Annotated in this window: 11 protein-coding genes, 3 tRNA genes and 2 rRNA genes; 3 read left to right on the forward strand and 13 right to left on the reverse strand. The window is 36.0% G+C overall.

Annotated features, from left to right (window positions below; all coding sequences use genetic code 11):
- Positions 1–92 precede the first annotated feature (92 nt).
- The 8 genes from A9G47_RS09110 to znuA all read right to left on the reverse strand — a co-directional run bounded on the left by A9G47_RS09110 (position 93) and on the right by znuA (position 9075).
- Positions 93–168: transfer RNA gene (locus tag A9G47_RS09110), tRNA-Lys, on the reverse strand.
- A 128-nt stretch (positions 169–296) separates the two neighbouring features.
- Entirely contained in the window at positions 297–1013 is a 717-nt protein-coding gene (ybgF, locus tag A9G47_RS09115) for a tol-pal system protein YbgF (RefSeq protein WP_065567792.1), read from the reverse strand.
- 64 nt (positions 1014–1077) lie between these two features.
- Complete coding sequence (pal, locus tag A9G47_RS09120; protein ID WP_065567793.1) at positions 1078–1557, reverse strand: peptidoglycan-associated lipoprotein Pal; 480 nt, start codon at positions 1555–1557, stop codon at positions 1078–1080.
- Between the two features lie 170 nt (positions 1558–1727).
- Positions 1728–3023 carry a Tol-Pal system beta propeller repeat protein TolB gene (gene tolB / locus A9G47_RS09125; RefSeq protein ID WP_065580071.1) on the reverse strand — a complete coding sequence of 432 codons (1296 nt, stop codon included), beginning with the start codon at positions 3021–3023 and terminating at the stop codon, positions 1728–1730.
- A 416-nt stretch (positions 3024–3439) separates the two neighbouring features.
- Complete coding sequence (gene mutM / locus A9G47_RS09130) at positions 3440–4249, reverse strand: bifunctional DNA-formamidopyrimidine glycosylase/DNA-(apurinic or apyrimidinic site) lyase (RefSeq protein WP_065567794.1); 810 nt, start codon at positions 4247–4249, stop codon at positions 3440–3442.
- Positions 4250–4262: 13 nt separating this feature from the next.
- Entirely contained in the window at positions 4263–6605 is a 2343-nt protein-coding gene (gene mrcB, locus A9G47_RS09135; protein ID WP_065642734.1) for a bifunctional glycosyl transferase/transpeptidase, read from the reverse strand.
- A 133-nt stretch (positions 6606–6738) separates the two neighbouring features.
- The gene (gene mepM, locus A9G47_RS09140; RefSeq protein ID WP_065642735.1) at positions 6739–8094 is read right to left on the reverse strand and encodes a murein DD-endopeptidase MepM; all 1356 of its coding nucleotides are present in this window, start codon (positions 8092–8094) and stop codon (positions 6739–6741) included.
- A 27-nt stretch (positions 8095–8121) separates the two neighbouring features.
- Positions 8122–9075 (reverse strand): zinc ABC transporter substrate-binding protein ZnuA, encoded by a 954-nt coding sequence (gene znuA / locus A9G47_RS09145; RefSeq protein WP_065642736.1) that lies wholly within the window; start codon positions 9073–9075, stop codon positions 8122–8124.
- Between the two features lie 93 nt (positions 9076–9168).
- On the opposite strand from znuA, the gene znuC reads away from it, so the two are divergent.
- The 3 genes from znuC (at position 9169) to A9G47_RS09160 (ending at position 12395) form a co-directional block, all read left to right on the forward strand.
- The gene (znuC, locus tag A9G47_RS09150; RefSeq protein ID WP_065642737.1) at positions 9169–9948 is read left to right on the forward strand and encodes a zinc ABC transporter ATP-binding protein ZnuC; all 780 of its coding nucleotides are present in this window, start codon (positions 9169–9171) and stop codon (positions 9946–9948) included.
- Complete coding sequence (znuB, locus tag A9G47_RS09155; protein WP_065567799.1) at positions 9945–10745, forward strand: zinc ABC transporter permease subunit ZnuB; 801 nt, start codon at positions 9945–9947, stop codon at positions 10743–10745. The genes znuC and znuB overlap by 4 nt, the downstream gene beginning before the upstream one ends.
- 126 nt (positions 10746–10871) lie before the next feature.
- Entirely contained in the window at positions 10872–12395 is a 1524-nt protein-coding gene (locus A9G47_RS09160) for a YifB family Mg chelatase-like AAA ATPase (RefSeq protein ID WP_065642738.1), read from the forward strand.
- Between the two features lie 4 nt (positions 12396–12399).
- On the opposite strand, the gene A9G47_RS09165 is transcribed toward A9G47_RS09160, so the two are convergent.
- The 5 genes from A9G47_RS09165 to A9G47_RS09185 form a co-directional block, all read right to left on the reverse strand.
- Positions 12400–12738, reverse strand: a complete 339-nt coding sequence (locus A9G47_RS09165) for a DUF413 domain-containing protein (RefSeq protein WP_065567801.1) — start codon at positions 12736–12738, stop codon at positions 12400–12402.
- Positions 12739–12870: 132 nt separating this feature from the next.
- Positions 12871–12946 (reverse strand) — tRNA-Trp (locus A9G47_RS09170).
- A gap of 9 nt (positions 12947–12955) precedes the next feature.
- Positions 12956–13032: transfer RNA gene (locus A9G47_RS09175), tRNA-Asp, on the reverse strand.
- Between the two features lie 37 nt (positions 13033–13069).
- A 5S ribosomal RNA gene (rrf, locus tag A9G47_RS09180) occupies positions 13070–13185 on the reverse strand.
- Positions 13186–13355: 170 nt separating this feature from the next.
- Positions 13356–13898, reverse strand: a 23S ribosomal RNA gene (locus tag A9G47_RS09185); the annotation flags it as partial.

Consider the following 13898-nt stretch of genomic DNA (forward strand, 5'->3'; position numbering starts at 1 on the left):
TTATTTCATTAACACCTTAGCAAGCTTTATAAAGGGCTAATAAAAAATAATTGGTTGATGGATTGATGGATTGATGGATTTTCTAGAGAGAGTGGTGGGTCGTGAGCGATTCGAACGCTCGACAAACGGATTAAAAGTCCGCTGCTCTACCGACTGAGCTAACAACCCATTTCAGAAAACAACTACTTAATTCCTTAAGGTTTCAAGTAATTTCGGGTTGGTATAATACTTATAATTATAATGTTACGCAACCCTTTTATTGATATTTCTATTTAACAGATGGTTATTTGTACATTTTACTTTAGCGATGCTAACTTTTTTTTAGCCTGATCAACAACGTTTTTATTTTTAGAATATTTACTTATAACTTGTTGAAAAACGATTCTAGCATTTTTCTTATCGCCTTTCTCAAGCAAAATCAAACCAACTTTATATAGGCTATCTGCAGCTTTGGAAGAGGTCGCAAACTTTTTCACTACAGTTGCATAATAAAATGAAGCCTGATCTTTATTTCCTTGCTTATAATAAAGTTGACCTATCCAATAATTAGCATTAGCTAAATAACCTGACTTTGGATAAGCTTTTATAAATTTTTGAAATGCCGCAACGACCTCATTACTTTTTTTCCCATCGTTAACAAACTGCATGATAAAATTATAATCAGCCTTATCACGACCCGAAGTTTCCCAACCAGATAAATCAGATGATGGCGTTGTTGCCGTTGATGAAGAAGTATTATCCTCAGAAGTGTTCGCATTTGCAGAAACGCCCGAGCCACCAACCATTTGTTGAAGAATCATTTTTTGACGTTCTATCGTCTGATTAAGTTGGTATCTAGTTTCTTCTAATTGCCCTCGAAGCGCATCCACTTCAGCTTGTAAATCATTAATCCTTTCCTGATTTTGTATTAATAATTGGCCTTGTGCCTGAATAGTTCTATCCGATTCTGAACTGCCTGCTGCACAGCCAGTGAATAAAAGAAATAAGAACAATACGAGTGTTTTTTTATGCATATCATATTACTCAGCATGAATGTAGAAAAGAAACGGCTGAATAATCAGCCGTTATAAAATGCTATTAGTTGATAGCATAAGTTACTACAGCACGACGGTTTTTAGCATAAGCTTCTTCGTCATGGCCTAATACTGCTGGTTTTTCTTTACCATATGATACAATTTCCATTTGGCTATCAGAAGCACCATTACCTTGTAAATATGCTTTAACTGCAGCAGCACGACGTTCACCTAATGCAATGTTATATTCTGGCGTACCGCGTTCATCTGCATGACCTTCGATAATTACTTTCACGTTATTTGCACGAATAAATATTGCATGTGCATTTAATAATGTTGCATAGTCAGATTTAACATTATATTTGTCAAAATCAAAATATACTGTATTGATTTGTTGTAATTTATTTAATTGCTCTAAAGCTTCTTTTGATAAAGAACCACTTGCAACACCAGCTACATTGCTACTGTTATTAGACGAACATGCAGTTACAGTAATTAGTGGTAAAGCAACCGCGGCTACTTTAAGAAATTTAGAAAATTGCATTGTATTAACTCCTTTTGTTTAAATAAATTATTACCTGTATTTTTACACACCTAACCAACTTCAAAGTAACAGCCGTTACCAACCAGAACGATTAGAGGTATATATTATAATGCCCTTGTGCTTTACACAATTTTAATAATTGCAATATTGTGCAATATTATAACCTCTTCTTATAAATATGGCGACCATGAAGGGAATTTTACTTGCCCATCTGTTGCTGGTAATCTTGCTTTAAAATTACCATCTGTTGAAACTAGATTCAAAATTGTACCTAATCCTTGTGATGAGCTATAAATGATCATAGTACCATTTGGCGCAATGCTTGGCGTTTCATCCAAAAAGGTGTCTGTTAAACGTTGATAGGTATTTGTGCTTATATCATATCGAGTAATATGTTGTTCACCATTATTGGTTGATATCATAGCAATAAAAGAACCATCAGGTGATACCCGCGCATTTTGATTCTGTGTATTATCCCAAGTTAGCCTTTGAGATGCACCACTATTAATGTTGATACTATAGAGTTGAGGGCGACCTGCTTGATCAGAAGTGTAAACAATAGTTTGATTATCAGGCATCCAAGATGGTTCTGTATTATTATTACGATTAGAAGTAATTTGCGTGATTTTTTTGCTACTTAAATCCATCATATATAAATTTAAACTTCCCCCTTTAGATAAGGCAAAAGCTAATTTACTGCCGTCTGGAGAAAACGCTGGCGCACCATTATGTTGTGGAAAAGACGCAATTGTTTGAACAGCGCCACTATCCAATGTTTTTAAAACTAATGAAGAATGACCGCCTTCAAATGTTACATAGGCTATTTTTTTACCATCTGGTGACCAAGTTGGAGACATTAATGGCTCTTTGGAACGATGAACAGTAATTTGATCATAACCGTCATAATCAGATACTCTTAATTCATGTGAAAAAGGTCCTTTGGTTGTTTTAACAACATAAGCAATTCGTGTTCTAAAAGCACCTTTAATACCGGTTAATGATTCAAAAATTTCATCACTTGCAGTGTGAGCAGCGTAACGGAGCCAACGCTTATCAATAGAATATTGATTTTGTGCTAAAACGGCACCTGGACGGTTTACGATATCAACTAATTGATAATTGATAAGGTATTTTCCTGAGGCATCTGGCTGAATCGAACCGACAACTACCGCAGAAACCCCCAGATTATTCCAAGCCGCAGGCGTAACTTCAGAAGCTGTTGTTGGTTTTTGTGGCATACTATTAACTTCAACAGGATTAAATTTACCACTATTACGTAAATCTGAAGCAACGATATCTTCTATAATTTGTGGTGGTTGACCAGAGCCTGTCCACTTAAATGGCACAACCGCGACTGGTTTAGCAGAGCTTACGCCATCGGTAATAATAATTCTTACCTCAGAATTAGCCATCGTGGTAAAACATAGAATAAAACAAGTTGTCAAAAAGCGAAAAGCGAATTTGATCATCTTAAATTCCTTAATAAAAATAAGACACATTGAGTTAAATAAAATATAAACCCGTAAAAAAGAAAACAAAACCTTTGAAAATTAAGATACAACAGCTAATTGCCCCCCATATATTAAACTTTACAAGCTATAAACAATGATTCAGCAAAAAGATAGCTGATAACAGGTAACAAGTCCATAGCCTTTAAAATAAAAAGATCTCTGTAATATTAATGGTTTTACTATATAAAGTAATCAACGCAGTAACAAAAATAACTTCTTTAATTGTAGTTGCTTATACTAATCTTATTTAAATAAGGTTTAAAGGGCTTAAAAAGATATTTTTGTAAAAGAAAGGGAGCCAATACATGCAAAATATTTAAAATTCTTAGCAACTAATCACAAAAAATAATAATTTGGTAGAGCTAACGTTGCTATATTTGGCAATATTCACAATAAAAGGTATTGCGTTGTCCTATTTTTTGCGATTTTATCTCTGCACCACAAATTAGACATCGCTCGCCATTGCGCCCATAAACTTGTAGCTCTTGTGCAAAATATCCTGGTTTTCCATTAGATTGAAGAAAATCCTTGAGCGTTGTCCCTCCTTGTTCAATGGATTTGCTAAGAACTTGCTTAATAGCAGCAACAAGCCTTTCAAATTCATTTAATTGTAATGAGCTTACTTTACGGTTAGGATTGACTTTCGCCATAAACAATGACTCAGAAGCGTAAATATTGCCAACGCCAACCACAATATGGTTATCCATAATCCAACTTTTAATGGAAACCTGTCTATTTTTGGCTTTTTCGAATAAATATATAGCTGAAAACTCATGACTTAACGGTTCTGGACCTAAATGTTGTAATTGCAGTATTTCGTCTAGCGAATTTGCCCAGAGCCAAGATCCAAAACGCCTAGGATCAGTATAACGCAATGTAACACCATTTTCTAAAATGAGGTCTATATGATCATGCTTTTGTGCTTTTTGAGGCTTTGGTAAAATACGTAAACTACCTGACATACCTAAATGAATTACGATCCAGTTATTAGATAGTTGTAGCAATAAATATTTAGCTCGACGCTGTATATCTAAAATAACCTGTCCATGTGCATTACTTATAGCGCTATCGACAGGCCAGCGTAATTTAGGTTGTCTAACAATAATTTTATGTATAATCTGTCCTTTTAAATATGGCAAAATGCCTCGACGACTTGTTTCAACTTCGGGTAATTCAGGCATATTATTCCCCCTCTTAATTATTTAATAGGTCTGTAACCCAATTGGGTACCTGTTCAGTGGCCATCATTTGGTTATTTCCAGAACATAAATCCTTAGGGTTAATGATCCATACGGGTAAAGTACGCACACCATCGCCATTACATAGCCACTGACCATTACTATCAATTGGTACCATAAAAACATTTTGCGGTATCGGCAATACCAATTTCTTTGGTGGATTGTTTTGTAAATATTCACTATAAATTTTCAGCGCTCCTGTAGCTCCAGTTAATTTCATTGGTGAATGATCATCTAAACCAATCCAAATAACAGCAACATTCCTGCCGTCAACGCCTGTAAACCAGCTATCACGAGAATCATTGCTTGTCCCCGTCTTAGCAGCTAAATTAAACGAACCGTATTTAGCTTTTAATGAACGAGATGTGCCCGAACTAACAACTTGTTGCATAGCATAAGTTGTCAAATAAGCTGATTGTCGAGACACTGCCTGAAGTTGTTGTGGATAGCTTTGATAAACTAGCTTACCTTTATCAGTCAATACATATCTTAAAATAGTAAGCGGAGAACGTTGCCCATTATTAGTGATAGTTTGAAACATCTGAGCTGTTTCTAATGGTGTTAATTCTAATGCACCAAGCAATCTTGATGGTAAATTAGGTATACGATCCGTAGGAACTCCTAATGCTTGTAAAGTATTTTTCGTTGCATCCAGCCCTAATTCCATACCTAAATTAACCGTTGGTACATTTAATGAAAGTGCCAAAGCGTCCACTAACATAACACGATCACGGAATTTACGATCGTAATTTTTAGGCTGCCAATACCCGCCACTATCAAGCTTAACCGATAATGGGCTATCATTAAGCCATGTATTAAGTTGGTAATAATCAGGTTGCCCAAGTGCAGTTAAATACGTTGATGGTTTAGCTAATGAACCAATCGCTCTTTGCATTAACCAAGCACGGTTATAACCAGGGTAACGTGGGTCTGCACTACCAATAATTGAGCGAATTTCCCCTGTTTCTCGACTAACTACAACCATTGCTGATTGTAATTCTTTTTTCGTTGATTTGCGCAATTTGTCAATTTCGTTAGTCACCGCTTGCTCTGCTGCAGATTGAGCTACCGGATCAAAAGTGGTAAAAATCTTCATACCTGACAAATGATCTGCTTTATCACCCAATTGCCTTCGCAGTTCGCTACGCACAACTTGCATAAATGCTGGTTGCGGAGAAATCACACCACCCTTGGGTAGCACTGATAGTGGGCGCTGACTTAATAAGTTATACAACTCATCATCAATTATGCCTTGTTGCTGAGCAAGTTTTAACACCACGTTACGGCGCTCAATAACTTGTTGAGGTTGTGTCCACGGATTATATAACGAAGCGCCTTTTACCATACCAACCAGCACTGCTTGCTGATCTAATGTAAGTTCATTAACTGGCCGCCCAAAATAGTAAAGACTTGCCAATGGAAAACCATGAATCTCTTCTCCTCCCGCTTGCCCAAAATAAACTTCGTTTAGATAAAGCTCTAAAATACGTTCTTTACTATAACGGCCATCTAAAATCAAAGCCATATAGGCTTCGCGTATTTTACGGCTTAAACTACGTTCATTAGTCAGAAAAAGGTTTTTAACAGTTTGCTGGGTTAAGGTACTGCCTCCTTCGATGCGGCCAGTAGTCAAATTAACGAAAATAGCACGACCGATAGAATATAAACTTACACCATGATGATCATAAAAACGCTTATCTTCTGTAGCAACCAATGTTTGCAATAACGAATCAGGAAACTGCTTCAATGGAACAAATAATCGTTGCTCGCCATTTGGAGAATGCATCATGGTAATTAATTTAGGATCAATTTTTAGCAATCCAAAATCGCGCCCAGTTTCTAGATTAGTAATGCGATCTATACGATTTTCATAAAAAGTAATACTAACTCTAAATGACGGTTCTTCACCATCAGGAAATGTAAAAGGTCGTCGATAAACCTCAACAGCATTATTACTTACAATAAACTCACCTGGGCGGCTGGCTTTTGTATCTTGCTGACGATATTGTGCACCTTCTAACATTGTCACTACATCATTTAGACTATATTCACTATCAGGCTCAAGATCTATAATTTGCCCATAAACTGCCGCTGGCAACTCCCACACATTACCATCAACTCGCTCCTTGATTTGTTGATCAAGATAAACGCCGTAAACAATAGCCACAGCTGCAATGACAAGAAATAGTTTAAATAATAAGGTCAAAAACCGGCGACAAAGTGTAGACTTCTTATTTTTTTTATTTTTTGGAGAATTTTTGGGAGACCGTTTTTTTGATGTTTTAGTTGACGTGTTCAAACTGCACCTAATATTTATTATCCAATAAAAATTAGCTTATCATAACATAATTTTTTAAGGATATTGCGGTCTTCTTTTTGTAAAAAAAGCTTCAGGTAAAATCGATTTTGAAGCATAAAACAAACGTATGAATTTAAAAATCTAGCTGTGAGCTAATGGTTTTAACTTTCGACAAAAACGCTTTTTTTGACTTACCTGTCAACCCTTCCGAAATAGGTAAACTTGCTGTCAATGGATTAACCGGCTTATTATTAATGTGTAGCTCAAAGTGTAGGTGAGGTCCTGTAGAACGCCCTGTATTCCCAGATAACCCAATCTTATCACCTTGTTTAACTTGCTGACCAGGTTTGACTAAAATCTTATCCAAATGCATATAAGTTGTCATATACTGACGCCCATGCCGAATAGCAATATAATTACCAGCCGAACCACTATACTTTGCAATAACTACTTCACCATTACCAACTGATAAAACTGGTGTACCACGAGACACTGCAAAATCAACACCATTATGTGGAGTTATCGCACCGGTAACAGGATGTAAGCGACGAGGGTTAAAACCAGAGGAAACTCTAGCTTGCTTTGCTAATGGATAACGGAAAAAACTTTGCGACAAACTGTTCGCATTAATATCATAATATTTACCATCATCTGCTAAAATAGCGTAATAATCTTTGGTACCATTTTTAATGCGTACACCTAACAGCTGACTATTAGATAAACGATTACCATGCATCTCTCTGGTTAAAACAACTGAAAATTTATCACCAACTTGCAAACGACGAAAATCTAAACGCCATTGCAAAGCACGAGTAATCACGCCAATTTCATTACTGGTTAATCCATTTTTGCGAGCATCTGCAACAAAGCTACTTTTAATATCACCTTTTATCACAATATTTTGTGGTACACTTTCAACTGTTTCTGAACTTTCTACAAATTTATCGCCCGATTTTTCATAAATTCGAATATTATTACTGGAGATTGTCCAACTAAAAGTTTGCAAATTATGATTATCATCAGTCGTCCAACTAATTTGTTGACCTATTCTCAAATTTGCAAGTTGTTTAAATTTTGTCGTTAACTGATAGATGTCGTTTCGATTAACGTTATAACGAATCAAGATATCATGCAGGGTATCCCCTCGTGCAATAGTGTATTGCACAGTATTATCTTTATCATCAACAATGTCATCTAATTCATCTTTAACAATCTCATCTTCAGGAATATCTGATGATTCAGTAACTGTAGAAGGTTTTCCATTTATCATCTCAACTTTTCCATCATCGATAACAACAGAAGAATGGGTGTTATCATTTACAGTCGTTTCAGCTTGAGGCGTTAAAGGAACATAAACCGTTCGATTCAAATTGAGTGGATTCCACAGAACGATAAATAAGATAACAATGAAAAGAACACCTAATATTGAAAAATAGGTATTTCTAAAATTATTTTTTTCAATATCAGGTGATTTTATTTGTCTTGCCAAAATTAACCTTAACTATTTATTCTAAAACTAGTCTTTATCTAAACAATCCAACAGTTGCTCTGTTAATTTTGCTAAAAATTGTGAATATGCATCTTTAGAAAGAGCAATACCCGTTCCTAATGGATTTAACTCTCCAATACGTACATCTGTTCCATTCACTATTTTTTCAATAACTGCAGGGCTAAACTGTGGCTCTCGAAATACACATACTGCTCGGTGCTCTTTGAGCGCCTGTTGAATTGCATAAACCTTTTGAACACCCGGCTGAATTGCTGGATTTATAGTAAAACTGCCTAAATTCTTTAATCCGAACTGCGATTCAAAATACCCATAAGCATCATGAAACACAAAATACCCTCTATTTTGTACGTTAATGAGTTTTTTTGCAATGTTTTGTTCTGTTTCTGCAAGTTTTATGATGAATTCGTTTAAATTTGCATCAATCAATGCGTTTTTATCTGGATACAGGGTAATAAGTCGATCATGGATTGACTGCGCAATCACCTTGGCAATTTTAGGTGAAAGCCAAATATGTTCATCATATTCACCATGATGACCATTAGCAGGTATAGGATGGGAGTGAGTATCTTCATGTTCATGATCCTCATGACCTGTTCGAAGCAATACTTTAATCTCTGGTATTGCCATTAATTCAATTTGTTTTTGCTTATCAATACTTTTTAATATTGTTGGCATAAAAGCTTCCATATCTTTGCCAACCCAAACCACAAGTTCAGCTGATTTAACTTTAGCCAAATCAGATGGTTTTAAATAATAACTATGTGGAGATGCGCCATCAGGAAGTAAAATATCATTATCAGTTACTCCTGAAGCGATTGCTTCGACAATAAATCCTATTGGCTTTACAGACGAAATAACTTTCGCATTAGCATAATTAACAATACTTTGAATAAACATTAATGAACCAAGTATCATTAAGAAAACTAAATTTTTACTATTTAGTAGAATATATTTTTTCATACAATTTTCCTATATTTATTATGTATGGTAAAATAGAGTTAATTATTGTTATAATATAACATAACATATTTATAGACAAGGGTGATTAACAAAATGACTCCTCTCATTTCGCTTGATAATGTTTCGGTGCAAATTGACCATCAAAAAATATTATATGATGTTTCGTTAGTCATTCATCTTAATCAAATTATTACAGTACTTGGTCCTAATGGAGCGGGTAAATCGACACTGGTGAAAGTTATTTTAGGATTAATGCCATACGCCTCAGGAACAATCACATGCTTACCTAACTTAACGATTGGTTATGTGCCGCAGTCAATCAACTTAAATCCAACGCTACCTATTACTGTTAGACGTTTTATGTGTCTTAATAGTCAGTTAAATAAAAAGGATATTTTTAATATATTATCAATGGTAAAAGCTGAATATTTAATCAATGAATCTATGCATCAATTATCAGGTGGTGAATTGCAACGTGTTTTGCTCGCTCAAGCTTTAGCTAAGCGCCCTCAATTACTGATTCTTGATGAACCTACTCAAGGGGTAGATGTCAATGGCCAAGTACTATTATATGATTTAATCGCTGATGCAAAAAAACAGTTCAATTGCGGCGTGTTAATGGTTTCCCATGATCTTCATTTGGTCATGGCAAAAACCGATGAAGTAATCTGCTTAAATCATCATATATGCTGCTCTGGCACACCAGCAATTGTTTCTAATGATCCAGAGTTTATTTCTCTTTTTGGACAACATGAAACCTCGCAACTCGCTATTTATAAACATCATCACAATCACCAACATGATTGTTGTAAACAATCTATTGAGCAAAATAAGCGTATTGTTTTGCCAAGTTATAGAAGGAAAAAACAATGATTGAATTACTATTACCTTCTTTATTAGCGGGATTATGTTTAACTAGCATAACTGGGCCTTTAGGTACTTTCGTTGTTTGGCGAAGAATGTCTTATTTTGGCGATACTTTATCACATGCTGCTTTACTTGGTATCGCATTTGGCTTTTTGTTGGATATCAATTTATTTTATGCAGTCATTTTTGTCACACTCTTACTAGCTATCGGATTACTTTGGTTAGAAGCACAAAAACAATTACCAATTGATACATTACTTGGTATCTTAGCTCATAGTGCCTTATCACTAGGCTTAGTAGTAATTAGTTTAATGGACAATATCCGTATCGATTTAATGGGATATTTATTTGGCGATCTTTTATCAGTAACATATTCAGATCTTTATCAGATTATTATTTGTGTAGCATTCATTGGAGCTTTATTATTTTGGCGATGGAATAACATTTTATTTATCACTGTAAGCGAAGAATTAGCTTTTAGCCATGGCATTAATGTACAGCTCACAAAATTGCTTTTGACTTTACTACTAGCATTAACCATAGGTCTGTCAATGAAATTTGTTGGAGCGCTAATTATTACATCTTTACTTATCATTCCTGCCGCAACAGCAAAATATTATTCAAAAACCCCCGAAACAATGGCGTTAATTGCAATAATAGTAGGAATGCTATCGGTAGTTGCTGGAGTGCTATTCTCATTTGTTTATGACACCCCAACAGGTCCCTCTATAGTATTAAGTAATACTTGCCTATTTTTTGTATCATTACTTATTTCAAAACGCATTTTAAATAAAACAAATTAAAATCATTGCAAAATCGTATTATTTATTTGTGTGTTATATCCCATTAATAAATAGCTTTAATGGGTTTTCGATATTTTCTAATATGATAATAATAAAATTAAACATATTAATTAATAATTAGAAACTATGTCACTTGCAATTATTTATACTCGAGCCTCTATTGGAATACAAGCACCATTAATAAACGTTGAAGTTCATATTAGCAATGGGTTACCAGGCTTTGTATTAGTTGGTCTTCCTGAAGCAACCGTTAAAGAAGCAAAAGATCGAGTTAGAAGTGCCATTATTAATAGTGGTTTTACCTTTCCAGCTAAAAAAATAACGGTAAACTTATCTCCAGCAGATTTACCCAAAGAAGGAAGCCGCTTTGATTTGCCAATAGCTATTGCTATTCTTGCCGCAACAGAACAAATTCCAACAGAAGATTTATTACATTATGAATTTTTGGGGGAGTTAGCTCTTTCAGGAAATATTAGAGCCGTAAAAGGCGCAATACCTGCTGCAATTTCCTCTAAAAAGAAAAATCGCACATTAATTATTTCCACCGAAAACCAATCAGAAATTTCTTTAATTCACCAAAACAACGCATTAATCGCCAGTAATTTACTAGAATTATGCCAATATTTATATAAAGAAATTGATTTACCAACAGTTCAATATCGTGAATATCAAGACAGTAACAATAACCCAGCTAGTTTACAAGATATAATTGGGCAAGAACACGCCAAAAGAGCATTAGAAATTGCTGCAGCGGGAGGACATAATTTATTATTAATTGGACCTCCAGGTACGGGAAAAACTATGTTAGCAACGCGTTTAACCTCTTTATTACCTCAATTATCTGATGATGAAGCACTTGAAAGTGCAGCAATAACTAGCCTTGTCAGTTCATATGGATCAATAAAAAATTGGCGTAAAAGACCTTTTAGAGCACCTCACCATAGCGCATCAACTGCAGCACTTGTTGGCGGAGGAACAATCCCTAGACCTGGAGAAATTTCTCTAGCGCATAACGGTGTATTATTTTTAGACGAATTACCAGAATTTAATCGAAAAGTATTAGATGCTTTAAGAGAACCCATTGAGTCGGGAGAAATTATCATTTCAAGGGCAAATGCAAAAATAAAATTTCCCGCTAGATTTCAGTTAATAGCCGCAATGAATCCAAGCCCAACAGGACATTATCAAGGCACACATAATAGAACAACACCACAACAAACTATTCGCTATTTGAATCGGCTTTCAGGGCCATTTCTTGACAGGTTCGATATTTCTATTGAAGTTCCTTTACTACCTAAAGGTGCTCTAAGCCAAAAAGTAACTTCAGAAGAATCAACTGAAACAATAAAACAACGAGTTCTAACAGCAAGAAATACTCAATTAAAAAGAAGCAGCAAACTAAATAGCCAATTAAGCACAAATGAAATTCAATGCTATTGCCAATTATCAAATGAAAATAATGAATATTTAGAACAAGCTTTAATTAAATTAGGCCTCTCTGCTCGCGCATGGCACCGAATACTAAAAGTATCGCGTACAATCGCAGATTTAGATTTATCAGACACCATAGAACGAAAACATGTTTCAGAAGCATTAAGTTATCGCTCTATGGATCGGTTACTAATTCAATTACACAAAAATATTGGTTAAAGAATTAGTCATCACTATCTACAAAATCGTCTGTTACATCAACCTGTGGTTTTCCACCAGATAATGTATGAAAACGTTTTGGCTTATTGATACGAGAAAGATACTTCAACCATGTTTTTTCAAAATCAGTTGATGGCTCTTTTTTACCTTTGCAAACCTCTACAAATGATTTTTCTTCTGCAGTGGTAGGCTTTTTAGCTTCTGTGTCAAGATCTTTAAAAGCACAACCATGCTTTTCTAAAATCATAGCTTCTTTAATAGTAAAATCGCCGTGGCGAGAAAATCCTCTTGGATAATTCTTATTATCGAAAAAACGTTGTTGACTCATAAAACTCTCAGCCATGTTCTATCCTCTAGATTGTAAAAGTAGTTGGCGGGAATTATAATTGACAAAGTTAATCTGTAAACAAAATTCTTTTATTTATACAGATAAAATGGGTTAATTGGCTAAAATTAAAACATAAATGCTATCTTGTGGCAGGGGCGGAGAGTCTCGAACTCCCAACACCCGGTTTTGGAGACCGGTGCTCTACCAATTGAACTACGCCCCTAAATGGAAGTGGCGGAACGGACGGGGCTCGAACCCGCGACCCCCTGCGTGACAGGCAGGTATTCTAACCAACTGAACTACCGCTCCACCGTATTTGGTATGTTAATATAAATAAAATTTAAAAGTCTGGCGGCACCCTACTCTCACATGGGTAATACCCACACTACCATCGGCACTACGGCGTTTCACTTCTGAGTTCGGCATGGGGTCAGGTGGGACCACCGCGCTATTACCGCCAGACATATCCTGTCTTCTCTTCTCTCAATTACTGTGTATTATCTCATATCCACAACAATCTCTCAATCCGGAACAAACTGCTCTCTCATTTATTAAACAATTTAAAGTCAATCTCTATACAATCATCAACTTCAATCATCCTATCGCGTAACTCCAAAACAACTCCGAGTTGTAAGGTTAAGACTCTCGGTTCATTAGTATCAGTTAGCTCAATGTATCACTACACTTACACACCTGACCTATCTACGTCTTAGTCTCAAACGGACCTTACTGAATCTCTTCAGGGAAAACTCATCTCAAGGCTAGTTTCGTACTTAGATGCTTTCAGCACTTATCTATTCCGCACGTAGCTACCGGGCAATGCAATTGGCATCACAACCCGAACACCAGCGGTGCGTTCACTTCGGTCCTCTCGTACTAGAAGCAAACCCTCTCAATTTTCCTACGCCCATGGCAGATAGGGACCGAACTGTCTCACGACGTTCTAAACCCAGCTCGCGTACCACTTTAAACGGCGAACAGCCGTACCCTTGGGACCTACTTCAGCCCCAGGATGTGATGAGCCGACATCGAGGTGCCAAACACCGCCGTCGATATGAACTCTTGGGCGGTATCAGCCTGTTATCCCCGGAGTACCTTTTATCCGTTGAGCGATGGCCCTTCCATTCAGAACCACCGGATCACTATGACCTACTTTCGTACCTGCTCGAGCCGTC

This window comes from Gilliamella sp. WF3-4 (genome assembly GCF_001690275.1).
GTDB classification, from domain to species: domain Bacteria; phylum Pseudomonadota; class Gammaproteobacteria; order Enterobacterales; family Orbaceae; genus Gilliamella; species Gilliamella apicola_C.